The organism is Arthrobacter sp. FW305-BF8 (genome assembly GCF_021789315.1).
Classification (GTDB): domain Bacteria; phylum Actinomycetota; class Actinomycetes; order Actinomycetales; family Micrococcaceae; genus Arthrobacter.
The window spans coordinates 3,637,298-3,661,991 of record NZ_CP084561.1; the positions used below are offsets into that span (position 1 = coordinate 3,637,298).

General features: G+C 68.1%; 20 protein-coding genes. 8 read left to right on the top strand and 12 right to left on the bottom strand.

Annotated features, from left to right (window positions below):
* Positions 1 to 20: 20 nt before the first annotated feature.
* Together LFT45_RS16445 and LFT45_RS16450 are read right to left on the bottom strand one after the other, a co-directional pair.
* Positions 21 to 1,466, bottom strand: a complete 1,446-nt coding sequence (locus LFT45_RS16445) for an FAD-dependent oxidoreductase (RefSeq protein WP_236804646.1) — start codon at positions 1,464 to 1,466, stop codon at positions 21 to 23.
* A gap of 82 nt (positions 1,467 to 1,548) precedes the next feature.
* Positions 1,549 to 2,547 carry a DNA topoisomerase IB gene (locus LFT45_RS16450; RefSeq protein ID WP_236804647.1) on the bottom strand — a complete coding sequence of 333 codons (999 nt, stop codon included), beginning with the start codon at positions 2,545 to 2,547 and terminating at the stop codon, positions 1,549 to 1,551.
* A 115-nt stretch (positions 2,548 to 2,662) separates the two neighbouring features.
* Between LFT45_RS16450 and rarD the strand changes: the two genes are divergently transcribed.
* Positions 2,663 to 3,763, top strand: a complete 1,101-nt coding sequence (gene rarD, locus LFT45_RS16455) for an EamA family transporter RarD (RefSeq protein WP_236804648.1) — start codon at positions 2,663 to 2,665, stop codon at positions 3,761 to 3,763.
* A 54-nt stretch (positions 3,764 to 3,817) separates the two neighbouring features.
* On the opposite strand, the gene LFT45_RS16460 is transcribed toward rarD, so the two are convergent.
* The 3 genes from LFT45_RS16460 to LFT45_RS16470 all read right to left on the bottom strand — a co-directional run bounded on the left by LFT45_RS16460 (position 3,818) and on the right by LFT45_RS16470 (position 7,787).
* Positions 3,818 to 4,684: a universal stress protein gene (locus tag LFT45_RS16460; protein WP_236804649.1), complete on the bottom strand. Its 867-nt coding sequence runs from the start codon at positions 4,682 to 4,684 to the stop codon at positions 3,818 to 3,820.
* A 285-nt stretch (positions 4,685 to 4,969) separates the two neighbouring features.
* Positions 4,970 to 6,325 carry a 4-aminobutyrate--2-oxoglutarate transaminase gene (gabT, locus tag LFT45_RS16465; RefSeq protein WP_236804650.1) on the bottom strand — a complete coding sequence of 452 codons (1,356 nt, stop codon included), beginning with the start codon at positions 6,323 to 6,325 and terminating at the stop codon, positions 4,970 to 4,972.
* 31 nt (positions 6,326 to 6,356) lie between these two features.
* Positions 6,357 to 7,787, bottom strand: a complete 1,431-nt coding sequence (locus tag LFT45_RS16470; protein ID WP_236804651.1) for an aminobutyraldehyde dehydrogenase — start codon at positions 7,785 to 7,787, stop codon at positions 6,357 to 6,359.
* 142 nt (positions 7,788 to 7,929) lie between these two features.
* On the opposite strand from LFT45_RS16470, the gene LFT45_RS16475 reads away from it, so the two are divergent.
* Positions 7,930 to 9,366, top strand: coding sequence for a PucR family transcriptional regulator (locus LFT45_RS16475; RefSeq protein ID WP_236804652.1), 1,437 nt, complete (start codon positions 7,930 to 7,932; stop codon positions 9,364 to 9,366).
* A 23-nt stretch (positions 9,367 to 9,389) separates the two neighbouring features.
* Here LFT45_RS16475 and LFT45_RS16480 read toward each other — a convergent pair whose 3' ends face one another.
* From LFT45_RS16480 to LFT45_RS16495, 4 genes are read right to left on the bottom strand one after another with little or no spacing between them, the layout of a single operon-like run.
* On the bottom strand, positions 9,390 to 10,064 hold the full coding sequence (locus tag LFT45_RS16480) for an alpha/beta fold hydrolase (RefSeq protein ID WP_236804653.1): 675 nt from the start codon (positions 10,062 to 10,064) through the stop codon (positions 9,390 to 9,392).
* A 34-nt stretch (positions 10,065 to 10,098) separates the two neighbouring features.
* Entirely contained in the window at positions 10,099 to 10,377 is a 279-nt protein-coding gene (locus LFT45_RS16485; protein ID WP_236804654.1) for a YciI family protein, read from the bottom strand.
* Between the two features lie 10 nt (positions 10,378 to 10,387).
* Positions 10,388 to 13,093 carry a PEP/pyruvate-binding domain-containing protein gene (locus tag LFT45_RS16490; RefSeq protein WP_236804655.1) on the bottom strand — a complete coding sequence of 902 codons (2,706 nt, stop codon included), beginning with the start codon at positions 13,091 to 13,093 and terminating at the stop codon, positions 10,388 to 10,390.
* A gap of 9 nt (positions 13,094 to 13,102) precedes the next feature.
* Positions 13,103 to 14,785, bottom strand: a complete 1,683-nt coding sequence (locus LFT45_RS16495; protein ID WP_236804656.1) for a CYTH and CHAD domain-containing protein — start codon at positions 14,783 to 14,785, stop codon at positions 13,103 to 13,105.
* Between the two features lie 141 nt (positions 14,786 to 14,926).
* Here LFT45_RS16495 and LFT45_RS16500 point away from each other — a divergent pair, with 141 nt between their 5' ends.
* The 3 genes from LFT45_RS16500 (at position 14,927) to LFT45_RS16510 (ending at position 18,140) form a co-directional block, all read left to right on the top strand.
* Positions 14,927 to 16,180, top strand: coding sequence for an MFS transporter (locus LFT45_RS16500; protein ID WP_236804657.1), 1,254 nt, complete (start codon positions 14,927 to 14,929; stop codon positions 16,178 to 16,180).
* A gap of 6 nt (positions 16,181 to 16,186) precedes the next feature.
* Positions 16,187 to 16,867, top strand: coding sequence for a FadR/GntR family transcriptional regulator (locus tag LFT45_RS16505; RefSeq protein WP_236804658.1), 681 nt, complete (start codon positions 16,187 to 16,189; stop codon positions 16,865 to 16,867).
* An 82-nt stretch (positions 16,868 to 16,949) separates the two neighbouring features.
* Positions 16,950 to 18,140, top strand: a complete 1,191-nt coding sequence (locus LFT45_RS16510; RefSeq protein WP_236804659.1) for an AI-2E family transporter — start codon at positions 16,950 to 16,952, stop codon at positions 18,138 to 18,140.
* A gap of 115 nt (positions 18,141 to 18,255) precedes the next feature.
* Here the strand turns inward: LFT45_RS16510 and LFT45_RS16515 are convergent, their stop codons facing one another.
* Positions 18,256 to 18,789, bottom strand: coding sequence for a hypothetical protein (locus LFT45_RS16515; protein WP_236804660.1), 534 nt, complete (start codon positions 18,787 to 18,789; stop codon positions 18,256 to 18,258).
* A 167-nt stretch (positions 18,790 to 18,956) separates the two neighbouring features.
* Between LFT45_RS16515 and LFT45_RS16520 the strand changes: the two genes are divergently transcribed.
* The 3 genes from LFT45_RS16520 (at position 18,957) to LFT45_RS16530 (ending at position 21,588) form a co-directional block, all read left to right on the top strand.
* Positions 18,957 to 19,247 carry a hypothetical protein gene (locus LFT45_RS16520; RefSeq protein ID WP_190603679.1) on the top strand — a complete coding sequence of 97 codons (291 nt, stop codon included), beginning with the start codon at positions 18,957 to 18,959 and terminating at the stop codon, positions 19,245 to 19,247.
* 180 nt (positions 19,248 to 19,427) lie between these two features.
* Complete coding sequence (locus LFT45_RS16525; protein ID WP_236804661.1) at positions 19,428 to 20,153, top strand: DUF1206 domain-containing protein; 726 nt, start codon at positions 19,428 to 19,430, stop codon at positions 20,151 to 20,153.
* A gap of 34 nt (positions 20,154 to 20,187) precedes the next feature.
* The gene (locus LFT45_RS16530) at positions 20,188 to 21,588 is read left to right on the top strand and encodes an SRPBCC family protein (RefSeq protein ID WP_236804662.1); all 1,401 of its coding nucleotides are present in this window, start codon (positions 20,188 to 20,190) and stop codon (positions 21,586 to 21,588) included.
* Positions 21,589 to 21,737: 149 nt separating this feature from the next.
* Here LFT45_RS16530 and LFT45_RS16535 read toward each other — a convergent pair whose 3' ends face one another.
* Together LFT45_RS16535 and cobA are read right to left on the bottom strand one after the other, a co-directional pair.
* A complete protein-coding gene (locus LFT45_RS16535; RefSeq protein ID WP_236804664.1) occupies positions 21,738 to 23,204 on the bottom strand; it encodes an FAD-dependent oxidoreductase in 1,467 nt (488 codons plus the stop codon).
* A gap of 101 nt (positions 23,205 to 23,305) precedes the next feature.
* Complete coding sequence (gene cobA / locus LFT45_RS16540; RefSeq protein WP_236804666.1) at positions 23,306 to 24,577, bottom strand: uroporphyrinogen-III C-methyltransferase; 1,272 nt, start codon at positions 24,575 to 24,577, stop codon at positions 23,306 to 23,308.
* Positions 24,578 to 24,694 lie beyond the last annotated feature (117 nt).

The following is a 24,694-nucleotide window of genomic DNA, read 5'->3' on the forward strand; positions in this document are numbered from 1 at the left end:
TTCACCGCACGACGCTCGGCTCAGGCGCGGGAGATCTGGATCATCTCCTCGCGCGGCACCACCTTGACGCGTTCTCGCACGACGCCGTCGGACGCGGCGGATTCCGTCCAGGATGCGCCGAGGGCAGCCTCGTGGGCGTTCAGCTTGTTCCAGCCCTCCCAGGTGGTGTACTCGATGCCTCGCTCCTCGAGCAGGTCGATGATCGCCTGCGGGTCCGGGTTCTGCGCCGGCGGAAGGGTGAGCCGGTCCTCGAGGAGGAAGCCAATGGTCTCCAGGGCGTCGCCCTTGGTGTGCCCGATCAGTCCGACCGGGCCGCGCTTGATCCAGCCGGTGGTGTAGATGCCGGGGACGGGGTTCCCGTCGGCGTCGAGGACTCGCCCGCCCTCATTGGGGATGACCCCCCGCTTGGCGTCGTATTCCAGTTCGTCCAGGGCGGAGCCGTGGTACCCGATGGCGCGGTAGACGGCCTGCACCGGGTAGTCGATGAACTCCCCCGTGCCCTTGACGTTGCCGGTGCCGTCCAGCTGCATTCGCTCGAACTTGATGCCGGCAACCTTGCCCTGCCCGCCGTCGTCGCTATCGCTCCCATAGATCTCGACCGGGCTGTGCAGGAAGTGCAGATGCAGGCGGCGCGACGACGGCTGCTCGGCCTCTGCGTGCTCCTCGACGAGCCAGTTGGTCATGGTGTTGACCATGGTCTTGGTCTGGTTGTTGCTCCGGATCGCGTCATCGGAGGCCTCGTCGAATTCGAAGTCCTCCGGGTACAGCACAATGTCGACGTCGCGGGCGTGGCTGAGTTCGCGCAGCTCCAGCGGGGTGAACTTCACCTGGGCGGGGCCGCGGCGGCCGAAGACGTGGACGTCCGTCACCGGCGAGTTCTTCAGGCCCTGGTAGACGTTGTCCGGGATCTCGGTGACGAGCAGTTCGTCGGCATGCTTCACCAGCATTCGGGCTACGTCCAGAGCCACGTTGCCGTTGCCGATCACGGCGACTTCCTTGGCATCCAGCGGCCAGTCCCGCGGAACGTCGGGGTGGCCGTCGTACCAGGACACGAAGTCGGCGGCACCGAAGGAGCCGTCGAGATCAATGCCGGGGATGTCCATATCGGCGTCCTTGATGGCGCCGGTGGAGAAGATGACGGCGTCGTAGAAGGCACGGAAGTCGTGCAGCGTCAGGTCCCGGCCGTAGGTGACGTTGCCCAGGAACCGGATGTCTCCGCGGTCCAGGACCTTGTGCAGGGCGTTGACGATGCCCTTGATGCGCGGGTGGTCCGGGGCCACGCCGTAGCGGATCAGGCCGTACGGTGCCGGATAGGCCTCGAAGAGGTCGATGCTGACCTCAAAGTCGCCGTCCTTGACCTCGTTGGACTTGGTCAGGATGTCCGCGGCATAGACGCCTGCGGGCCCGGCGCCGACGATCGCGACGCGGAGCGGGCGCTTGGCCGTGGATTCAGCTGTGTTGGACACCGTAAGCCCTTCCGGAACGGGAGACCGCGCCCCACCGGCGCGCAGTTTTCAATTCTAATTGTCCGCCCGGCCCCCGCCCGCATCAGCCGCTCTTGCGCAGGTCCACCACGTCGCCCTCGCGGTACAGCAATGCCCGCAGCTCCGACTCCGCCGAGGCCAGGCGCTTGGGGTCTATGGTCTCCCCGGCTGCGAAGTGGTCCAGCAGGCGGGGGTCCACGTAGCTCTTTCGGGCGATCGACGGCGTGTTGCCCAGCACCGCTGCCGCCTCCATCATGGCGACGCTGACGGCACGCTTCCGCTTCCCCTCCGTTTTCTGCGGGCCGCTCTGGGCCAGGCTGACGGCGGCCGCGACGGTGCCGCGCAGGGTGCGGAAGTCCTTTGCCGTGAAGTCGTCGCCAGTGCGTTCCTTGACATAGCCGTTGATGTCGGCGCTGGTCACCGGGTGCCACGTCCTGCCGTTCTTGTAGGCCAGCAGCCGCGCGTTGCCGCCACGCCGCTTGAGGGCCTGGGCGAGAGGCGCCAGGTCCGGGTCATCGATGCGGGACTCCCAGGTTTTGCCGCTCTTGGCCGGGAAACTGAGGTGCAGGCATTCCTTGCGGACACGGACGTGGGCGCAGAGCAGCGTGGCGAGCCCGTGGCTGCCGTTTTCGTTCGTGTACCGCTCTGACCCCACCCGCAGGGAGCCGCTGTCCAGCAGCCTGAAGGCCGCGGCCAAAACCCTCTCGCGGGTGAAGCCGTCGGACCTCAGATCCAGGGTGACCAGCCGGCGGGCGGTGGGCAGCGACTCGGCGAGCTGGAGCGCGCGGTCGAATTTCAAGCGGTCCTTCCGCTCGCGCCACTCCGGATGGTAGATGTACTGCCGGCGGCCCACGGCATCCAGCCCCGTGGCCTGGATATGCCCGTTCTCGAAGGGCGCTATCCATACGTCCGTCCAGGCGGGCGGAATGCCGATGCTTTCCAGCCGGTCCCGGACCGGACCGGGCGGCAGCGTGGAGCCGTCCAGGTCCCTGTAACTGAACCCGGCGCCGGCCCGCACCCTCCGGTAACCGCGGCCGGAGGCGTTGCTGTGACGGAGCCTCATCGGGCCGGTGCCCTGCGGTGAGTCGTACTCATAATGGCAAGCCTACTGACTAATTCGTTTCCGTAGGCAGCTTTTGGCTCGGCTCAGGCGGAATACCGCTCCTTAGGATGGTGTTATGGGACTTGTGCCTAACCCCGACGGATCCGTCTCCTCCGCTGTTCCGACTGCCCCTACACCCGGCGCCGCGCCCCCGGGCGCGAGCGGCTCCGGCATGACCGGCGCCGGTAGGGCCGGGTCACCCGGTTTGCCCGGCTCACCCAAGTTGCCCGGCGCACCGAAGCCGGTGGACAAGGAGACGACGGCGGGAATCCTGTTCGGCATCGGCGCCTACGGCCTGTGGGGGCTGCTTCCGCTGTACTTCTACGTTCTCCAGCCCGCCGGTGCGGTGGAAATCGTGGCCAACCGGGTGGTCTGGTCCCTGATTTTCTGCGCCCTCCTGATCACGGTGACCAGGGCGTGGCGCGTCCTGGGGGCTGCCCTGCGGAACCGCGCCATCCTCGGAACCCTGGCGCTTGCCGCCGGCCTCATCGCGGTGAACTGGCTGACGTACACCTACGGAGTCACCACCGGGCAGGCGGTTGAGGCCTCACTTGGCTACTTCATCAACCCGCTCGTTTCCGTCCTCCTCGGCGTCTTCGTCCTTAAGGAAACGCTCCGGCCGCTGCAGTGGGCCGCCGTCGGAATCGGTTTCGTCGCCGTCGGGGTGCTGACCGTGTCCTACGGAAAACTGCCGTGGATCGCCCTGACCCTGGCCGTCAGCTTCGGCCTGTACGGCTTCGTGAAGAAGCGGGTGGGACCGCGTGCCGACGCCGTCACCAGCCTTACCGTGGAAACGATCGTCCTCGCTCCCCTGGCCGCTGCCACCATGATTTTCCTCGCGGCGAGCGGCACTGCCTCGCTGACCACCCACGGACCGGGGCACTTCTGGCTGCTCCTGGCGTCCGGCGTCATCACGGCCGTTCCCTTGGTGTTCTTCGGGGCCTCCGCCCGCCGGCTGCCCATGACCACTATCGGGCTGCTGCAGTACTTCGCGCCGGTGCTGCAGTTCATCGTTGCCCTGGTGGTGTTCCGGGAGGCCATGACGCTGGACCGCTGGATCGGCTTCGGCGTCGTGTGGCTCGCCCTGCTGGTGCTCACGGCGGACATGCTGGCCGCGACGCGGAAAAGCTCAGCGGCCAAGCGCCTCGCCCGCAGGGAAGCGCGAACGGACAGTTAAGGCCCCGGGCAAGGGGCCACAACTGTCCGTTCGCGCTCGGAAGGGCTGCACCGGTCAGGGGGCCGAGTCCTCCCGGTCGTAGTCGCGTGGAACAACCACCATGGGAACCGGCAGGGCCCGCAGCACCTTGTTGGCCGTGCTGCCCAGGAACATGCGGTTCTTCTCGGCCAGGCGTGAGGAGCCCACGATGAGGATTTCGCCGTCGTCCCATTCGAGTCCGTCGATGGCTTCCTCGATGGTGCGGCCATGGGCCACAGCGACGCCGACCTCGTGACCGGCGGGCACCTTCCCCGATGCGGCCGTCAGTACGGTGTTCGCGTGGATGTGCGCGGCATTGATGGCCTCCCCTGCGTCGCCGGCGGCGTCGAGCTCCACCAGCGACGCCAGCCGTAGCGGCACACCGCGCCTCTTTGCGGCCCGGATGGCGGTTTCGATTGCCGCCTCGGCCCCGGCACGCTGCCCCACGGCCAGCGTCAGGCGGGTAACGGGTGCCGTCCGCTGGTAGCCGCGCGGCGCGAGTGCCACCGGGACCGTTGAGGCGTGCAGCAGCGCGTTGGCCACGCTGCCCACGGTGTGCCGCTTGAACAGGCCTGCGCTGGCGGCGCCGACCGCGATGAGTCCGGCTTCGAACTCCACCGCTGCGTCGATGAGTCCCCCGGCGAAGGAATCCGCCTCCCGCACATGGAATCTTGCGGGCAACCCCTGCGGCACGAGGGCCAGGCCCTGCCGTTCTGCCGTCAGCACCTCCTGCTCCGCGGCGCTGACCCGGCTGCCCTCCGGGTTGAGTGCCACGTACGGCGTGCCCGGCTTCACCACGTAGACCAGATCCAGTTCGGCGCCCTGGGCCAGGGCCAGTGACGTGGCCAGGGCGACGGCGTCCGCGCCGCGCTCGGTGGGTGTGTAGCCGACTACGTATCGCATGCGAAACCCCTCTTTGGGTAGTGCAGACCGGCGCCCGGATCGCGGCGGTGCCCACCGGCCTGCGGCGTGAAGTGCAGTGGTGAGGATGACTCTACCGCGGCGCCCGTGCCGGCGGGCGGCAACGCAACGGGAGTTCGACGGCGGCGAGAACGACGGCGGGCCGGGCACCTTTCGGTACCCGGCCCGCCGTCGTCGTACGTCCCCGCGCGCGAACTGGCAGCTAATGCCCTGTTGCGAGGATTTAGGGGGCATTACCTGCCAGTTCGCGCTAAAGGAAGGAGGAAACTATGCGTTGGCCTTGATGGCCGCGGCGAGTACTTCCAGGCCGTCCAGCAGCAGCTCGTCGCTGATCACCAGCGGCGGCAGCAGGCGGATGACGTTGCCGTAGGTTCCGCAGGTCAGGATGATGACGCCTTCCTTGAGGCAAGCGGCGGCAACAGCCTTGGTGAGCTCCGGGTTGGGCTCCTTCGAACCGGCCTGGACCAGCTCGATGGCCAGCATGGCGCCGCGGCCACGAATGTCGCCGATCACGGAAACTTCTTCGGCGAGCTCGCGCAGCTTGCCGAAGGACAGGTCCTCGATGTGCTTGGCGCGGGCGTTGAGGTCGTACTCCTGCATGGAGCCGATGGAGGCCAGTGCGGCGGCGCAGGCCACCGGGTTGCCGCCGTAGGTGCCCCCGAGGCCGCCCGGGTGGACGGCGTCGAGCAGGTCGGCGCGGCCGGTGATGGCGGAAAGCGGCATGCCGCCGGCGATGCCCTTGGCCATGGTGATGATGTCCGGAACGATGCCCTCGTGGTCCACCGCGAACCATTCACCGGTGCGGCAGAAACCGGACTGGACCTCGTCGGCGATGAAGACGATGCCCTTTTCCTTGGCCCAGGCGGACAAAGCCGGCAGGAAGCCTTCGGCCGGGACGATGAAGCCGCCCTCACCCTGGATCGGTTCGATGATGATGGCGGCCACCTGGTCGCCGCCGATCTGCTTTTCGATCGCCGTGATGGCGCGCTTGGCGGCCTCGGCACCGGTGATCTCCGGGTTCTCCTCGCGGAACGGGTAGCTCATGGGCATGCGGTACACCTCGGGCGCGAACGGGCCGAAGTTGGTCTTGTACGGCATGGCCTTCGCGGTCAGCGCCATGGTCAGGTTGGTGCGGCCGTGGTAGGCGTGGTCAAAGGCGACGACGGCGTCCCGGCCGGTGGCCAGGCGGGCCACCTTGATGGCGTTTTCCACGGCTTCGGCGCCGGAGTTGAAGAGGACGGTGCGCTTCTCGTGGCTGCCGGGGGTGAGCTTGTTCAGCTGCTCGGCAACCGCGACGTAGCCCTCGTACGGGGTGACCATGAAGCAGGTGTGGGTGAAGTGCTCCACGGCCTCCTTCACGGCACCGACGACGGCGGGATCGGACGCGCCGACGCTGGTCACCGCGATGCCCGAGCCGAGGTCGATGAAGGAGTTGCCATCGACGTCATGGATGATGCCGCCGTCGGCGTCTGCGACGTAAACGGGAACGCTGGAGGCGACGCCGGCGGCGACCACTGCCTTGCGGCGTTCGGTCAGGGCCACGGACTTAGGGCCCGGGAAGTCGGCCTGGACGCGGCGCTTCTGCTCGAGGCGGTAAGTGATTTCTGATGCTGTTGCGGTCATCGTGTTTCTTTCTTTACTGAATGAGGGCCGGTCAGGCGTCGAGGGCGGACATGACGTGCTTGATGCGCGTGTAGTCCTCGACGCCGTACATGGAGAGGTCCTTGCCGTAACCGGACTGCTTGAAGCCGCCGTGGGGCATTTCGGCGGTGAGGAGAATGTGCGTGTTGATCCAGACCGCACCGAAGTCCAGATCGCGGCTGAGCCTCATGGCCGTGCCGTGGTCGCTTGTCCAGACGCTGGAGGCCAGGGCGTATTCGACGTCGTTGGCCAGTTCGACGGCTTCGGCCTCCGTGCTGAACTTCTGGACCGTGATGACCGGGCCGAAGGTTTCCTTCTGCACGATGTCGTCCGTCTGCTTGGCGCCGGTGATGATGGTGGGCTCGAAGAAGAACCCCTTCTCGCCGGCGCGGTGGCCGCCGGTTTCGATCCGGCAGTGCACCGGCAGCGAATCGACGACGGAGCTGACCGCCTTGAAGTGGTTGACGTTGTTCAGCGGACCGAAGTAGTTGTCCTCGTCGTTCTGGGAGCCGGTGTGCAGGGTCTTGGTGTGCTCCACCATGGCGGCCACGACGTCGTCGTGCACGGAGTCCTCCACCAGCACACGGGTGATGGCCGTGCAGTCCTGGCCTGCGTTGAAGAACGCGAACTCGGCGATGGCCGCGGCGCTCTTCTTGATGTCGGCGTCCTTGAAGACAATGGCCGGGGCCTTGCCGCCGAGCTCCAGGTGGGCGCGCTTGAGGCCCTTCGCGGCGCCCGAGGCGACGGCGATGCCGGCACGCACGGATCCGGTGATGGACACCAGGCCCGGGACCTTGTGCTCCACCATCAGCGCGCCGGTTTCCCCGGTGCCGAGGATGACGTTCAGGACGCCAGCGGGCAGGATGTCCGCGGCCAGCCGCGCCAAGACCAGGGTGGACTCGGGCGTCGTGTCGGACGGCTTCAGGACCACCGTGTTACCGGCTGCGAGCGCGGGGCCGATCTTCCAGATGGCCATCAGGAACGGGTAGTTCCACGGCGCCACCTGGGCCACGACGCCGATCGGCTCGCGGCGGACGAAGGAGGTGTGGCCCTCAAAGTACTCGCCGGCGGACTTGCCTTCGAGGATGCGAGCGGCGCCGGCGAAGAAGCGGAGCTGATCGGCGCCGGCGGCGACTTCCTCTGACGCGATCAGGGAACGGACCTGCCCGGTGTTGCGGTGCTGCGCGTCGACGAGCTCGTCGCTGTTGGCCTCGATGGCGTCGGCGAGCTTGAGCAGCATGAGCTGCCGCTGCCCGGGGGTCACGTGCTTCCAGGACTTGAAGGCGTCCTTGGCGGCGGCCATGGCGGCGTCGACGTCGGCCTCCACGGAAACGGGCGACTTGGCCACGACGTCGCCGGTCACGGGGTTCACGATGTCGATCAGGCCCGTGCCCGCAGGCGTGACGAACTCTCCGTTGATGAAGTTCTGCAAGGTTTGAACCACGGTGTACAACCTCTTTCGTCCTGAATAGTGTGATGCGGCTGACTCGAGCCTATTCCAGCCCGATACCGGGGGGAATAGCCACCTGCACACCGTCGAAGCGGCGCTTTAGTGCGATCGGCCAGCCTCCGGCTACCCTTGATCCATGGCAATTTCCCTCGCGGCGCTGCTGGCCGTGCAGTCTCTGGGACTCAAGAAATCCAGCCTCGCGGAGACCACCTCGCACCAGGACATCCGCTGGGTCGCGGTCACCGAACTGGAGGACCCGCAGCGCTTCCTCAACGGCGGCGAGCTGGTGCTGACCACCGGGCTGCGGATGAAAAGCGCGCCCGAACAGCGCCGCTTTGTCCGCCAGGTCCAGCGCGCCGGCGCCGTCGGGATCGGGTTCGGCGTGGGGCTCTCGCACGACGCCGTTCCCCCGGCTCTGGTCGCCGAGGCGAACCGCTGGGGACTGCCCGTGGTCGAAGTGCCGTATGGCACCCCGTTTATTGCCATCAGCAAGCTGGTGGCGGACGCACAGTCGGCGGACCACTACTCCAAGCTTGAGCGGCTCATCGCCGGGCACCAGATCCTGGCCCGCGCGCTGCTCACCGGCGGCGGGCTGGCTGAGCTCCTGCGCCACCTAGGCGGCATGCTCCGCACCGAGATCGCACTGACGCAGTTCACTGCCCAGTTGTACAACAGCGCCAGTGAGCCGCCGTCCGCGGACTCCTGGACCACGTACCCCATTCCCACCGGACGCCGCGATGCCTGCACGCTGTGGGTGAAGCAGCCGTTCGAGGATTCCGGCATCATCGGCTACGCGCAGAACCTCATCAGCGTGGAGCTCAACAACATGGTCAAGCAGCGCCAGGCCGAGCGGGCGCTCTGCGGGCAGGTGCTCGAGGACGTGATCCACGGGACCCTGGACCCCAGCGAGGCACAGCGCCGTCTCGCCGGGACGGGCATCAACAGCACGCGCAAGAATGTGGTGATTCTGGCCGGTTCTGAGGCGCACCACAAGCAACTGGTCAGCTCCTCGCTGCCGCAGGCGTTGGAGACGGCGGTGACCGCCGTCGTCGGAAAGGATCTGGTCACCGTGGTGCCCGACGACGGACGCGGCGCCACGGTCATGGCCAGGAGCCTCAGCGACCACCTTGCCGAGGCCGGGATCCACGCCACCATCGGCATCGGCGGCGCCTACACCAAGCCGAACGGCCTGCGTTGGAGCTACTTCGAGGCGCGCGACGCAGCCAGCCACGGGCTGCCGGTGAATGAACCCGAGCGGCTCAGCCTGACCTCCCTGCTCCTGGCGAGCGAGGACGTGCCGCTGGCGGACATGGCCAACGAGTCGCTGGATCCGCTCCGGAGCTTCGATGCCGCCCATGGCGCCGAGCTGATGGCTACGCTGGAGAGCTACCTGAACAGCAACGGCTCCGTTGCCGCCGTCGCCGAGGCCCTCACCCTCCACCGCAACACGGTCCGCTACCGGCTGGCGCAGATCACCGAACTCACCGGGTACGACCCCTCCGTCACCGCGGACCGGGTCCAGCTGTGGCTGGCCCTGGCGGTTGCCAGGCTCGGGGCGCGGCACGCCGGCTGAGCGGGGTACCCGCAGCCACGGGGTCAGCGGGCGTAGTTGTCCAGCCGGCGCGCGAGTTCAACCGGGTTGCTCAGGGCGACCAAGTGTCCGCCCGGGATTTCGTCAATTCCCAAGCCCAGCCGGGTCCGGACAACACGCCGCTGAAACTCCAAGGGGAAGAACCGATCATCGCGCCCAACCAGGACCCTGGTGGGCACGTCAGGCCAGCGGTCGATCTCGCAGGGCTGCCCGAACGGCGTACCGGACGGGCCTCGCTGCTCGCCGGCGCCCGCGGCGATCACCTCCGGGGGAACGTCGTGCAGAAAGTGCACGCGTTCATCAAAGTCACCCCTGCGCCCGTTCAGCCTGTCATTGAGTTCGCGTGCCGCAGGCTGGCCGGTGGCCTCCCACCACTCTCCGGGTGTCTCACCCGGCAGAGGCACCATCGGGTTGAGCAGGACGATGAGGTCCACCGGCACCCGGGCAGCGACAACCGGGACCGTGAAGGCGCCCAGGGACTGGCCCACGAGAACCACGTTGCGGTGTTCACCAATCGCCGCGACGACGGTGTCGGCGTAGTCCGGCAGCCCCAAGTGTGGGTCGTCCTCGCGGATATCCACGGCAATGGCCTGGTGCCCCAGCCGTTCCAGCTCCGGCACCAGCCGGTGCCAGTACCAGCCCACTCCTCCGGCGCCCGGGACAAGAACGAAGGTGGTCACGTGGCCTCCATGACTTAGATCGCTGGGCCGGGCGTTACTCGAAACGCACGGCGTCCCAGTCGAGAATGCGCGGGTCTGCAAGGCCCTCGGTGACGAAGGGGTCGTCGGCGATGAAGCGTTCAGCGTCCTCGCGCGATGTGAAGATTCCCATGGAGGAGCCGGCCGGGTCCGGGGCTTGGAAGGGGCCGAGCGCGACGAGCCCGCCGCCGGCGGCGCGGAATTCCTCGTAGTAGGCCTTGTGGCGGGGATAAGTCTCAAGAACGCGGGAGCGGTCGACGCCCTCACGCAGGCTGTACATGACGACGGATTCCATGGACGCGATCCTACCGGCCGCCGTCGGCCTCAAGGGAGGTGTCAATCACAACCGTCCCCGCCGCTCCGTCCACGGTGACGGTGTCCCCGGTTCGAATCCGCAGGGTTGCGTCGGGGACACCGACGACGGCGGGAATCCCGTATTCGCGTGCCACCACAGCTCCGTGCGAAATGGGTCCGCCCATTTCCATGACCAGCGCCCCGGCGGTCATGAACAGAGGCGTCCAGCCCGGATCGGTCGACGGCGTCACGAGGATTTCACCCGGCTCCAGGTGGGCGCCGGCCGGGTCCAGGACGACCCTCGCTTTGCCTGTCACGGTACCGGCCGACGCCGGCGCCCCCGCCAAAGCTCCAGGCTCTGCGTCCGAAGACGCCCGGGACTGCGCGGCCATGGCCGCCTCAACGTCGGTACCGTCCGAAAGCAGCAGGCGGGGGATGTGCCGGCGCCGCATCTCGCGCTGGTAGCTCCGGCGCCGTTCGGCGGCGAGGCCGCGCAGGTCAGCGCCGCGCAGACCCACGCGGGCTTCGGTGAGGTCCAGGACGAAGACGTCGTCCGATACCTGGATTCGGCCCGCGTCCGCGAGTTCCTCACCCACCAGCTGGAGCTGGTGGCGGAGGACGGCAAACGCCACAATGAGCCGGAACTTGGGATACTCGCGCATGCCGGCGGTTTCCCGTGCGCGCCGCAGGCTGTGGGCAACGATCCTGCCGAACAGCCTGCCCCTGGACCGGGCAGCGCGTGCGGCCAGCTCGGCTGCCTTGGCTTCGGCGTTTTCTGCGGCCCGCCGGAATGCCCGGTCCGGTGCGAGTTCCGGGTCCGCAAGCTTCAGGTAGTTGGCTAGGGCGTTGATGATGTGGGCGGGGTCCTCACTCCAGCGGGGAACGCCGAGGTCAATTTCTGCCACGGCGCGGTGACCGTACCTGGCGAGGAAGGCACGCAGCGCGCCCTGGCAGGCGGCAGGCAACGTCCCGTCCGCGTAGCGGCCGGCAAGTATCTGGGGTTCTTCCCCGGTCAGCGTGCGGACCGACTCCGGGTCCTCCCGGATTAGGGTGGCGGTCCGCCAGAGCTCCAGATCCATCTCTGTTGTCACGTTGTGCGGCAAGCCTCGCAGCACGGTCTGCAGCTCGCCGGCCTGCGCAAACCGGCCCAGCAGCAGCCGGGCCAGACCCAGCCAGACATACCCGGCGGCGGCAGGCGGCAGTACCCGCATCACGGCGGGCGCGATCTCTTTGGTGAGGAGGCGTTCCACGAAATCCAGCCGCCGGGCGCCGGAGACCGGCTCCGGCAACAGCAGCATCCGGTCCAGCTCATGGTCCGCTTCCCTGACCCGCTCAAGCGCGGCGGCGGGATTGACCATCGCGCGCAGGACCTGCCCAACCAGGCCAAAGGGCGGTGAGGCCCCGAGCCCCGCCTTCAGCGACGCCAGCTTGGATGCCTTGGTGAGGGCGAAGCGGGGGTCGGCCGCCAAATAGGCCAACACATCCACAGACCTGGCATCGGCCACTTTCATGGCTCGCAGCAGGCCGCGCCTCCCGCCCTTGCTCCGCAGCAGGGACGTGACATCCACATACATGCGCATCCCGATCTGGGCGGAACGGTAAGCCGCCGGTTCGTTGCCTGCCGACCGGGAGCTGTCGCTCATCAGGGTGAAGGATGCCAAGCCCATGGGTGTCAGCGGCCTGGTCAGCCCCTGCAGCAGGCTGGCGCACAGGTAGGCGCGGGCGCCGCCGTCGCGGTTGTCAGGCTCGGGCAGGGGAAACAGCGTAGTGACGGGACGGGATTGCACCACCCGGATCCCGCCGTCCGCCGCGATGGCCCACTCCACGTCCTGCGGCTCGCCGTAGAGTTCTTCCACACGGGTCCCTACCCTGGCCAGCGAGCGGACCTGCTCATCCGTCAGGCACGCCTGCTGTCCGTCCTGCCGTGCACTGTCCTGGCGCGCACCGTCCTGCCGGCGCAACACCCGTGTCCCGCCGCCCGGCACGGGCCGGATTTCGGCCCGTTTGTCACCCAGGCTCCGCTGAAGAATCGCTCCGGTGGCCGCGTCAACCGTGAACTGGTCCGGGTTCACAGCCCCGCTGACCAGCGCCTCGCCGAGTCCGGGCGCTGCGTCGATGACAGTTTCCCTCCTCCGGCCGGTCAGCGGGTTCGCCGTGAACATCACGCCGGCCACCTCGGCGTCGACCATTTCCTGGACAACGACGGCAATGCTGATCGGGTGCTGGCCGATCCCGTGGTCTGCCCGGTAGGCCACCGCCCGGTCCCTCCACAGGGAGGCCCAGCAGCGGCGGACCGCGTCCAGCAGCGAGTCGGGGCCCACGACGTTGAGGTACGTGTCCAGCTGGCCGGCGAAGCTTGCTTCGGGAAGGTCCTCGGCGGTGGCAGAGGAGCGCACGGCCACCGGGATGTCCTCCCCCAGGCCGGCGTAGGCGGCAAGAACGTCTTCGGCAATGTCCCCGGGCATGGGAGCCGACTCCAGCCTCCCGCGTGTCTGCTCCGCCGGCTCGGAAGGTTGCACTCCTGCCGCGGCCGCCGCCCGCCCATAGGCCACGGTGGTGACGCAGAAGCCACGCGGGACCGGCATTCCGGCGGCCAGAAGGACACCGAGGTTGGCAGCCTTGCCGCCCACCTCAGGCACCATGTGCGCGTCCACGCCGGCCAGGCTGATGACAGTCCCCACCGGGCGTGATGCGCGCCGCTCTGCCCGCTCAGCCACCGGCCGCCGCTATCCCACTCCGCGCCGGACCAGCTTCCGGGACTTCCGGTGCGCCTTGCGGTACTTGGCTTCGGCCTTGGCCGCGCTCTTCTGCTCCCGCTCCAGCAGCGAGCCGTAGGCCGCCGCCACGGGCTCCGGCAGGTCCGGGCCGCCGGCGAGCTTTCCCAGGAAGATCCGCGCCATCACGCTGTCGTGATGGTCGCCAAGGATCTTCTGCTGTTTGTGCGCCACTTTGGCGAGCTTCGCCGCGCGCTTGCCGAAGACGGGGTCGACGGTCTCGGCGGCGTGCCGCAGCCGTTTGGCGTCCTTCCGCACCTGGTGCAGCGCGGTTTCGTGCCCGGTAGCGTCTTTGAGCTCCATGCCCGGCTTTCCGCCAGCGTCGGCTTTGACCCGCAGGGCCGCCTTGTGGGCGCGGCGCAGCCGTTTTGCCGACTTGCCCACCAGCTTGCGGGCGGCCTTACGTGCAGGTGCTGCAGCAGCCGGGCGTACGGGCGGGTGGTCACGGAAGTCTTCGAGGTCGTCGAGGAGGCGGAAGTAACGGTCGGTCAGGAGCACCTCCTGCGTCTTGCGGTAACCGGCCTCCAACCTGGTGACCAGTTCCCGCTCGATGCGCCGCTTCACGTCGTCTGCCGCTTCCCCCGGCGGGAGCTTCTCCGCATGGGTCCGCAGCCGGTCCAGCATGACTTCAGCGTCACGCGGCGTGCCGAGGATCCGGCCCAGCCACTTGAGCTCGTCGCGCAGCCTGCCCACCGCTGCCCTGCCGTAGAGCTTCCGGTAAGCCGCCAGGGCAGACCGCACGCGGCGCGTGGCCGAGCGCATCGCATGGACCGCGTCCGGCTCCTCCAGCCGCACCCGGGGGTCGTTGGCCAGGATTTCGCTGATCTGCCCGTCCAGGTACGCGGTGACGACGGCGGATGCCGGCCACTTCTTGCCCGGTTTCCTGCCGCCGGGCTGCTTTACGCCGCCTTCGGCTGCCGCCGTGCGGTCAGTTTCGGCAGTCCCTTCACGTTCCTTGCCTTGAGCTTTCGGCGTCGCCTCCCCCAATGCGCGCCGCAGCTTGGACCCGTGCGCGGACGGCCGGGCACCTGCCGCGGCCAAGACCGCTGCGGCTGCCTTGAACACCCCCGGCTGGCCGTGGACCAGCTCAAGTTCCCATTCGCGCCACTGCTGCTCCCGGCCGGCGGACTCACCTGCCGGTTTCTGGTCCGCACCCAGAAGAAGCTTGGCGACCACGGTGTCGTCTGCAAAGTCGGCGAGGTGCACGCCGTCGTCCCCGTACAGGGCAAGTATCGTGCGCCGCGTGCTGAGGCGGGCCACGGGCACGGGATCCGATCCGCGGAGGTAAGCGTGCAGGTGGGCCAGCAGTTTCCCCGGAACGACGTCGGCCTGGCCCAGCGGGGCGTGGATCTCCCGGCGGGCTTCGGGCAGCTCGTCCGATGCCGGTCCGGTGCCAGCCGCGGTCTCGGGTGGCAGTTTCACGTGCCAGCCGGCGTCGGCTCCGCCGCTCCTGCGCCGCAGCGTGATGCGGCGGGAGGCGAGAACCAGATCCTCCGTGTCGAAGTAGACGGCTTCCAGTTCAGTATCGTGCGGCTCGCCCACGCGGCCCACCCCGGGGATGGCGGCGAGGTCGGGCAGCTCCGTGGCGGCGTCGACGTCGTACTTCTTCTCCGTTTCAAGGCCTTCGGCGGTCATGGCCGGACGGCGTCCTTTCCCCTTGCCGGGTTGCTGCGAGTGATGCGCCTGCTGGCCTGAGTCTATGCCCGGGCCGAAGGGCCCGCGAGAGGTTCCCCACAAAACTCTAGACATCAAACGTCAAACGTCTAACGTTAAGGAATGGCGACCACTTCCTCAGCACCCCCGACCACGGCCAGTTATACAACCAAGCCGCGTGCCGCCGTCGTCGCCGCCGTCATTGCCCTGGTCCTCATCGGGCTGAACCTGCGCGCGGGCATCACCGGCGCCTCGGCGCTGCTGCACGACTTGCAGCAGGTGCTGGGCTACGGGCCGCTGGTCGCCTCGCTCATTCCCTCCATTCCCACGCTGTGCTTCGCGGTGGCCGGTGCCGCGACGTCGTGGCTGACCGGGAAGCTCGGCGTCGAGAAAGCCATCCTGCTCTCGCTCGGCATGCTGGCAGGCGGGCTGCTGCTCCGGGGCATTCCCACCACCGGGATGCTGGTGGCGGGCACGGTGGTTGGGATGTCCGGCCTTGCTGTCTGCAACGTGTCCATGCCGTCCTTCATCCGGGAGCACTTCGCCGCGCGCACCTCGCTCATGACGGGCGTCTACACGGTGACCATGACCAGCGGCGCCACCACCATGGCCGTAGCCGTGGTTCCGTTGTCGCAGGCGCTGGGGTCGCCGTCGGCCGGGCTGGGCACCATCGGGGTCCTCGCCCTGTCAGCATTCCTCGGCTTCCTGCCCGTGACGCTGCACGCCCACCGCAACACGGCCCGCAAAACAGCCGGACACATCTCCCCGTGGCCGCTGCTGCGGACCAAGACCGGGCGGCTGCTCACCGGCATCTTCACCCTGCAGGCGCTGCTGGCCTACGCGCTGCTCAGCTGGTTCCCGTATATGCTCACCACCATGGGCCTCAGCCCGGCGGACAGCGCCCTCATGTTCGGCGTCATGCAGCTGGTCTCGGTCCCTGCCGGAATGGTGCTGATCGCCATCGGATCCCGGCCGCGGATGCTCCGCCCCGCCGTCTACCTGGCCACCCTCACTATGACGGCCGGCATCACCGCGCTGCTCTTCCTTCCCGTGTCACTGGCCGTCATCCCGGCGGTGCTGCTGGGCTTCGGGCTGGGCATCTTCCCCCTGGTGATGGTGATCATCAGCCGCAGCGGGCGGAGCACCGCCGAGACCACGGCACTGTCCACGCTGGCCCAGTCCACCGGCTACCTCCTCGCCACCGTCGGGCCGTTCGGCATGGGCCTGCTGCACAGCGCGACGGGCAGCTGGACACTGCCGCTGGCGCTACTGCTGGTCATCGCCGTGGTGCAGATCGTCGTGGCCCACCTGCTCAGCAGCCGGCGGGCTGCCGGAGTGAGCGCCACCGGCACGGGCGCTGCCGGAATGAAAGAATAGGACGCCATGACCCTGAGCACGTCGCACCGCCAGCCGCTGGCGGACGAAGTCACTGCCAAACTCCGAGAAATGATCCAGACGGGCGAGTGGCCGCTGCAGCAGCGCATCCCGTCCGAAACCGAACTCATGACCGGACTAGGCGTGTCCCGCGGGACACTCCGGGAGGCGGTCAAGGCGCTGGCCCACAGCGGGATGCTCGAAGTCCGCCGCGGCGACGGAACCTATGTCCGTGCCACCAGCGAAATCTCGGGGGCCGCGCGCCGGCTGTACAAGGAGCACACGGACGAACACGTCCTCGAGGTCCGCGTGGGGCTGGACACGCAAGCGGCGCGCCTTGCCGCCCGGCATGCAACGGCCGACGACGTCGCCGCCATGCGCGTGCTGCTCACAGACGGCGAGGAGGCCTGGCGCGCCGAGGACTTCGCCCGCTGGGCCCGCGCGGACTGGGGCTTCCACGAGCGGGTGGCACAGGCCTCCGGCAATCCCCTCCTGCACGAGCTGTACGTCAGCTTCGGCGACGTGTTCCACGCCGACCTGCTGAAGCAGCACCGGCGCCCCGGCTTCAACGGTCTGCCGCAGGCGGGCCACGGTGAGCTCGTGAATGCCATCGAAGCACACGACAGCGAGGCGGCCGTGGCCAGCGTGCACCGGAACCTCAATTCCTGCGCAGAGTGGCTCCGGGAGTAAGGGGCTTTCACCCCCACGGGGAACATCAGTAGGCTTACTAATCAAGCCGGTTGGCTGATTGCCCTGATGAGTAGGAGTTCCAATGGCCCGAACAGCCCGACTGTCCGAGCAAGATCCACCCCAAGAGCTCACGTCCGGTCCGCTCCTGCGCCGTAAGGCACCCGGGCAGCCGGACCACAAACCGCCCCGGGAGCTGTGGTCCGACAACCTCGGCAGGGTCGGCATCCGGTGCGCCCAGATCCTGCTGATCCTGGCCGTGGCAGCCGTGTCCGTGTACGGACTCCTGCAGGTCCGGCTGCTGGTCATTCCCGTGCTGATCGCATTGATCCTTGCCGCCGCCATCGGGCCGTTCGTCAACCTGCTGCGGCGCCGGGGACTGCCCGGCGGGGCCGCCACGGCCGTGGCCTTTGTGGCCCTGCTGCTCCTGCTGGCCGGGGTCGGCACCGTGATCTACTTCTCCGTCCGCAGCCAGTGGGGCGACCTGGTCCAGCAGGCCTCCGGGGGGCTCGACGAACTCGAAAGCTTCCTCCTCTCCGGCCCGGTCCCCATTGACCGCGAGCAGCTGAACCAGGCCCGGGAAGGCGCCGTCCAGTTCGCCACGAGCAGCCAGGTGCGGTCAGGAGCCATCACCGGCCTGTCGGTGGTGACGGAGTTCCTGGCCGGCGCGAGCCTCATGGTGGTGATCCTCTTCTTCTTCCTCAAGGACGGCGCGAAGATCTGGAACTTCCTCCTGCGGCCCTTCTCCGGGGACCGGGAAGCCAGGCTGCGGCGTGTGGGCAAGCGGACCCTCGAGGTTCTGGGCGGCTACGTCCGCGGCACGGCCATTGTGGCACTGGTGGACACCGTGGCCATCGGCGCAGCGCTGCTCATCATGCAGGTGCCGCTGGCCATTCCCCTCGCCATCATCGTCTTCATCGGCGCCTTTGTTCCGCTCGTCGGAGCGACCGTGGCCGGCATCCTGGCAGCCCTGGTGGCCCTGGTCGCCAACGGCCCGGTGGTGGCGCTGGTGGTGGTGGCAGTGGTCATCGCCGTCAACCAGCTCGAAGGCGACCTGCTGCAGCCGGTCGTCATGGGCAAGTCCCTGCAGCTCCACGCCCTCGTCATCCTCATGGCCCTGACAGCGGGCACCATCCTGGCCGGCATCATCGGCGCCGTCCTGTCCGTGCCGCTGGCGGCCGTGGCGTGGGCGATCATCCAGGTGTGGACGGCCGAGGACCCCCACCTCCAGGACATGAACCCGGACCTCCCGCCGGCGGACAGCCAGCCTACGTAGGACAACCCTCTTCAGTTGAGCTGATCCGCGCACGACGGCGGCCGGGCACGTTGGGTGCCCGGCCGCCGTCGCGCGTTATTTACTTAGAGTCCGTTGTCGCCTGAAGGGAACGCCGTCAGCGCAGCCCCTTGAACACATTCTTGGGCCGCTGCATCTCGCCATGCTTGGCGCCAAGGACGATGACGGAGGCGGCGAAGGCGGGGATGGTCCACTGCAGCACCTTCAGCTGCTTCTGCGCCGCCTGCAGTTTCTCGGAAGAGCCGGGCCGTGGCTCTGTGGCACCTTCGGCCCCCTCATCGGCCAGCTTGTCCACCTTCTTCCCCAACACACCCGCATACAGGGTGACCGCGGCCCCCGCCACCGTGACGGCCGTCTTGTAGATGGTGTCCCGGGCCACGCCCTCCTGGCTTGCGATCCTGTCCTTGTTTTCCAGCGCAATGAACAGGTCTGCCAGCAGGTGGGTTGCGAATGCGGCCGTCTGGACCGGGGCCCATTTCATCCAGCCGCGGCTCGAGAGGCGCGTGCGCTCAGCGGGGTCCTTCGCCTCCGCAGTGGCTCCGTTGAGGCCGACCGCCCCCATCAGGGAGCCGCCAAACCAGGCCGCTGCCGTGAGGTCATGAACAGACCGTGCAAAGAGATTTCCAGCCATGATGTCCTTCCTAATACGAGAGCTTCAATCCGGAACAGTGGCTGCGGCGGGCCCTGGGTCCAGGTGCCCGGCAGCCGTACCAAAGACATGGTCTGCACATGGTAAGCACACTTACTAACGTTACGATAGCCCGTAATATCGATGGTTCTGTGCGTAAAATCGACGCCATGGGATCAACAGGAACACTGTTCGGCTGGGCATTCGGCGACTCCGAACGCGAGGACGACCAGGCTTACGTGGACGGGCTGAAGGGCGAGGCGCTGGCGAACGCGACGCAGGCCGCCAAAAGCAAGGGCTTCGATGTCGAGGCGGGCTCGGAAGTATTCACCGTCCTCAGCGCCGGCGACGCCCTCGTGGACATTGACACGGCGCCCGACGACCTCGTGGTGCGCTGTACCGTGAAACTCGTGGGTGAGGGCGCGGAGCGCATCCACGCGGAAGGGCCGATGAACGGCTGAACGCCGTAAGGCAAATGCAGTACGGCTGAACGCCGGACAAAGGCGGGACGGCTAAGCGGGGAACGGCTACCGGAGGGCACTACGGACAACGACTCGACGATCAGCGAGGCGGCCGACGCCGCGGAGGCTGCATCGAACACCAAGGCGCTCGACGTCGTCGCGCGTTCCGGCTTCGCTGTGATGGCCCTGCTGCACATCATTCTCGGCGCCATCGCGATTGCCCTGGCCTTCGGTCATCCCGGGGAGGCCGAGCCCACCGGCGCCATCGAACAGCTGGCCGCCAATCCCTGGGGCCCGGCAGTCATGTGGGCGTGCCTGATCGGGTGCTGGGGGCTCGCCCTCTGGCAGCTGAGCGAGGCCACTCTCCGGGCCCGCCATCTGCCGCGCAAGGAACGGATCGGGAAGCTGATCTCCTCCGGCTTCCTCGCGATCGCTTATGGCAGCGTGGGGCTCAGCTTCGGCGGTTTCGCTGTGGGGCTTCGCGGCGACTCCGGCGAATCAACACGGGACGTGAGCGCGGCTCTCCTCAGCAACCCCTTTGGAGGCGTGATCCTCAGCGCCCTGGGCCTGACCGTCATCGGCGTGGGCATCTACTTCGTGGCGAAGGGCTTCCGACGCGGCTTCAAGGAGGAGCTCTTCCACTTTGACGGCACCCGCCGGGGCAAACTCATCGACACCCTGGGTGTGACCGGACACGTGGCAAAAGGCGTCGCGCTGTTCCTTGCCGGGCTGCTTTTCGCCATCGCGGCTGCCAAACACACCCCCGAAGAATCCACCGGCCTCGACGGCAGCCTGAAGGCCTTGCGCGACCATCCGTACGGGCCCTACCTGCTGTTTGCCATCGGTGCAGGCTTCATTTGCTACGGAATCTTCGCCCTGGTCCGGTCAAAGTTCGGCAGGATGTAGCGATGGGAAGGGTCTAGCCTTGGGAGGACGACGCATGAGTAGACGGTTCAGCGGTGATCCGGGCGGAGCGCCCAATCGGTCATCCAACCGGGCGGCAGACCTCGCCGGCCGCGGTTTCGCCGCCGTGTTCCGGGGCCTGAAGGCAGTGCGCCCCGGACGCCCCATTCATCCGCGGGGCATCAGCCTGGTCGGGGAGCTGACCCTCACCGGCTCCGCGGGCCGGGCAGCGGCAGGTCTTCCGGCGGCCAGCGGAGTCGCCTGGCTCGACGACACCGGGACCCGCCAGGTGCGCGGGCGTTTCTCCCGCTCGGTGGGCCTTCCCGAGGACCTGCCGGACATACTGGGTTTGGCGCTGCGGACTTCGGGCGCATCCGGAGATCCCGGGGTTTCCGGCGCCCGTGACCTTGACGCCTTTGGTGACAGTGCCGACGTCGGAGATGTCCTGTTCGCCTCGACCGGCTGGGGCCTGCCGGGCCGGTTTATGCTGGTGCCCAAGCTGGATGTCGGGACCGCGAAATTCACCACGCTAATGCCCTACAAGGGGTCCAACGGTCCCGTGCTTCTGGGGCTGCGCACGCTGTCCCTGCCCGGGCGTGCGACCGGCCGGGCGGACACTGGGGGTAACTTCAGGGAGTCGTTGGCCACGGGTGACTGGACCCTGGCCCTGTCATATACCACCCCGGCCGGCCGGTGGGTGCAGGCCGGCGTGCTGCACCTGCGGGCCGCTGCTCCGGAGAGTCCGGACACCGCCCGTGCTGGCACAGCCGGCGGGGACACGGCCAGCGGAGACACCGTCATCCGCTTCGATCCGCTGAAGCACCCGCTCCCCGGCGCCGGAACGTATGCCTGGACGCGTCGGCTCCGGGAGCGCTCCTACCGTGCCGCCCGGCGCCCCGCCGCGCGCATCATCGGCGCGCCGGACCCCACCGGACTCACAGCTGCAAACGCGAACGCCGCCACCCGGCGTCGGGCTTCGGCCGACGAAAGGAACACCATGTCAACCGTCACGCAGGTCTTCAATTCACCGGCATCAGCAGTCTGGAAAGTGATAGCGGACGGCTGGCTCTATTCCGGCTGGGTGGTCGGTGCCTCGAGAATTCGGGACGTGGATGCCCGCTGGCCGGAGGTTGGCGCACTGCTCCACCACTCGGTGGGCGCCTGGCCGCTGCTCATCAACGACTCAACGAAGGTGACGGCGGTGGAACCGGAGCGGCGGCTGGAGCTGATCGCCCGCGGCTGGCCCGTTGGCGAGGCCAAGGTGGTCATCACCCTCGAGGACCTCGGCGAGCAGTGCCGGGTGACGATCATCGAGGACGCGGTCCGCGGCCCGGGCCTGGCTGTTCCCAAAGCGCTGCGGGATCCGGTCATCACGGTCCGCAACCGGGAAACCCTGAACCGGCTGGAGCTCATGGCCGCCGGCGGCGCGGGAGCCTGAACCAACGCGGGTTAAACCAACGCGGGTGGGCCCACAGCCGCAGGGTTCCCTGGCCGAGCTTGCGAGGCTAGGGCGCGGCTGGGGCCACTTGGCGCCCAATATTCCGTAGGGAATGGGCGCGAAGTGACCCCGCGTTGCTTTAAAAGCTCTCAGACGCTGGCGGCAATACCGTCGCGGGAGATGGAAACCATGTCCTCGCGCGGCACCACCTTGATGCGCTCACGCACAACCTCAACACCGTGCGAGCCGCCGGCCGCGGTCGCCTCGGCGCCCAGGGCGAGCTCGTGCGCGTCCAGGGCCAGCCAGCCTTCCCAGGTGGTGTATTCCACGCCGCGGCTTTCGAGCAGGTCGATGACGGCGCTGGCAGCGGGTGCCGCGGCAACCGGCAGGTTCTCGCGGTCTTCCAGCAGGAAGGTCACGGTCTCGAGGGCATCGCCCTTGGTGTGGCCGATCAGGCCGACCGGTCCGCGCTTAATCCAGCCGGTGGCGTAGATGCCCGGGACGTGCTCGCCGGAGGCGTCCAGGACGCGGCCGCCGGCGTTCGGGACAACACCCTTCGTGTGGTCGAACTCGATCTCCGGCAGCGCGGAACCGAAGTAGCCGATGGCCCGGTAGACAGCCTGGACCGGGTAATCGACGAATTCACCGGTGCCGCGGGCGTTGCCCGTGCCGTCCAGTTCGGTGCGTTCAAACTTCATGCCGCTGACGCGCCCGGGGTTCTCGGCGTCGTCGTAAATTTCCACCGGGCTGTGCAGGAAGTGCAGGTGCAGGCGGCGGGAGGCCTTGAGCTCGGAGAGGTCCTCGGGCTGCTCGGCGATCCAGTTGGTGAGCGTTCCAACCATGGTCTTGATCTGGTTGTTGCTCTGGATCTGGCGGTCTGATTCCTCGTCGAACTCGAAGTCCTCCGGGTACAGGATGATGTCCACGTCCTTGGAGTGGGACAGCTCGCGCAGCTCCAGCGGGGTGAACTTGACCTGGGCCGGGCCGCGGCGGCCGAAGACGTGGACGTCCGTGACCGGCGATGCCTTCAGGCCGGCGTAGACGTTGTCCGGGATTTCGGAGACCAGCAGGTCGTCGGCGTGCTTGGACAGGACACGGGCCACGTCGAGGGCCACGTTGCCGTTGCCGATCACGGCGATTTCCTTGGCGTCCAGCGGCCATTCGCGGGACACGTCAGGGTGGCCGTCGTACCAGGACACGAAGTCGGCGCCGCCGAAGGAGCCCTCGAGTTCGATGCCGGGGATGTTCAGGTCGGCGTCCTTGATGGCGCCGGTGGCGAAGATGACGGCGTCGTAGTGCGCCTTCAGGTCCTCTATCGAAAGGTCCGTGCCGTAGTCCACGTTGCCGAAGAAGCGGATGTCGCCGCGGTCCAGGACCTTGTGCAGGGCGTTGACGATGCCCTTGATGCGCGGGTGATCCGGGGCCACACCGTAGCGGATCAGGCCGTAGGGTGCCGGGTAGCGGTCAAAGAGGTCGATGCTCACGGTCAGCTCGCCGCTCTTGACGGCCTCGCTCTTAGTGAGGATGTCCGCTGCGTAGACGCCGGCCGGGCCGGATCCGATGACGGCCACGCGCAACGGGCGGGCGGCGGTTCCTACGGGGGTGCTGGTTGACACGGCTGTGTTCCTTTTCTTCGGTCCCACCCAAATAGCTCGCACTTGTTGTCGTTTTGAGGGCTCATAACGACAACAACTGCCAGCCAGTTGGGATTCGGGGGCTAGGGGGTGAGAACGCGGGTGGTGCTGGTGCGGGGCTTGTTGGGGCTGGTGGTGCTGTAGTCAGCGGTTTTGAAGTGCGACGGCGCGAAGGGGCTGACGCGGACAACGTCACCGATGACGATCACTGCAGGATTGGCGACGCCGGCGGCCTCGGCTTGGTCGGCGATGGTGCCGAGGGTGCCGATGGTGACGCGCTGGTCCGGCAGGTAGCCGTTTTCAACAATACCAATTGGTGTGTCACCGGGCAGGCCGGCTTTGCCGAGAGCGGACGCTGATTCGCGCAGCTGGCCGACGCCCATGAGCAGGACGACCGTGTGGTCGGGGCGGGCCGGGACCTCTGACAGTTCCTCGTGGCCTGTGACAACGCTGAAGCCCTTCGCCAGGCCGCGGTGTGTGACGGGGATGCCGGCGGCGGCGGGTACGGAGATCGCGGAGGTCACACCGGAAACCACTTCGACTTCGACGCCGTGCCGGCGGCAGAATTCTGCTTCCTCGCCGCCGCGGCCCAAGACGTACGGGTCGCCGCCCTTGAGGCGCACCACGCGGTGGCCTTGGAGGGCCTCGTCGACGAGGATGCGGTTGATCTCGGCCTGTGGCACGGGGTGGTGGCCGGGGGTCTTGCCGACCTCGATAACGCGCACGTCCGGGGCAAGTTCGTTGAGCAGTTCACGCGGGCCGAGGCGGTCGGCGACGACGACGTCGGCCTGACCGAGCAGCCGGCGGCCGCGGACGGTGATGAGGCCGGTGTCGCCGGGGCCTCCGCCGACGAGGGCGACGGATCCGCGGTGGGCACGCCGACGGCGCAGCGGTAGGTCGCCGGATTCCAAAGCGGTGGCGACGGCGTCGCGGAGCGCCATGGCGCGGCGCGGGTCTCCCCCGGCGTTGACGGCGATCTTGACGTCGTCCACTTCGGCCACGGCGGGCGTCCAGGCGGCTGAGGATTCGTGGTCGGAGGCGTTGACGCACCAGACGCGCTGCGCCTCGGCGTCGGCTGCCACGCGGGTGTCGACGGCGGGATCGCCGGTGGCGGTCTGAACGAACCAGACGCCGTCGACGTCGTCCGAGCGGTAGATGCGCGGTTCCCAGGTGAGAAGGCCGGCGTCGGCGAGTTCGCGGAGCGCGGGGGTGGCTTCGGGGGCAACCACGGTGACGCGGGCACCGGCGTCGAGCAGGCCCTTCGCGCGGCGCGCAGCAACGCGTCCGCCGCCCACCACCAGCACGGGGCGGCCGAGGAGGCGCAGCGCCGTGGGGTAAATGTCCTGAATTGCCATGGATCAACGGTAGGGCTGTGTTACGGGCCCGGCCAACGGCGCGGAAACACCAGTTCACGCAAGGTAATGCTGCGTCACATTGGAACAGGATGTTAGCGCGCCGCCGTCGCCGGACTA

Bases quoted from the DNA above. Each gene is read 5' to 3' on its own strand.
- LFT45_RS16520 (WP_190603679.1), top strand. From the start codon at position 18,957: ATGGGATCAACAGGAACACTGTTCGGCTGGGCATTCGGCGACTCCGAA.
- LFT45_RS16525 (WP_236804661.1), top strand. From the start codon at position 19,428: ATGGCCCTGCTGCACATCATTCTCGGCGCCATCGCGATTGCCCTGGCC.
- gabT (WP_236804650.1), bottom strand. From the start codon at position 6,325: ATGACCGCAACAGCATCAGAAATCACTTACCGCCTCGAGCAGAAGCGC.
- LFT45_RS16510 (WP_236804659.1), top strand. From the start codon at position 16,950: ATGGCCCGAACAGCCCGACTGTCCGAGCAAGATCCACCCCAAGAGCTC.
- rarD (WP_236804648.1), top strand. From the start codon at position 2,663: ATGGGACTTGTGCCTAACCCCGACGGATCCGTCTCCTCCGCTGTTCCG.
- cobA (WP_236804666.1), bottom strand. From the start codon at position 24,577: ATGGCAATTCAGGACATTTACCCCACGGCGCTGCGCCTCCTCGGCCGC.
- LFT45_RS16515 (WP_236804660.1), bottom strand. From the start codon at position 18,789: ATGGCTGGAAATCTCTTTGCACGGTCTGTTCATGACCTCACGGCAGCG.
- LFT45_RS16485 (WP_236804654.1), bottom strand. From the start codon at position 10,377: ATGGAATCCGTCGTCATGTACAGCCTGCGTGAGGGCGTCGACCGCTCC.
- LFT45_RS16530 (WP_236804662.1), top strand. From the start codon at position 20,188: ATGAGTAGACGGTTCAGCGGTGATCCGGGCGGAGCGCCCAATCGGTCA.
- LFT45_RS16495 (WP_236804656.1), bottom strand. From the start codon at position 14,785: ATGACCGCCGAAGGCCTTGAAACGGAGAAGAAGTACGACGTCGACGCC.
- LFT45_RS16505 (WP_236804658.1), top strand. From the start codon at position 16,187: ATGACCCTGAGCACGTCGCACCGCCAGCCGCTGGCGGACGAAGTCACT.
- LFT45_RS16450 (WP_236804647.1), bottom strand. From the start codon at position 2,547: ATGAGGCTCCGTCACAGCAACGCCTCCGGCCGCGGTTACCGGAGGGTG.
- LFT45_RS16500 (WP_236804657.1), top strand. From the start codon at position 14,927: ATGGCGACCACTTCCTCAGCACCCCCGACCACGGCCAGTTATACAACC.
- LFT45_RS16460 (WP_236804649.1), bottom strand. From the start codon at position 4,684: ATGCGATACGTAGTCGGCTACACACCCACCGAGCGCGGCGCGGACGCC.
- LFT45_RS16475 (WP_236804652.1), top strand. From the start codon at position 7,930: ATGGCAATTTCCCTCGCGGCGCTGCTGGCCGTGCAGTCTCTGGGACTC.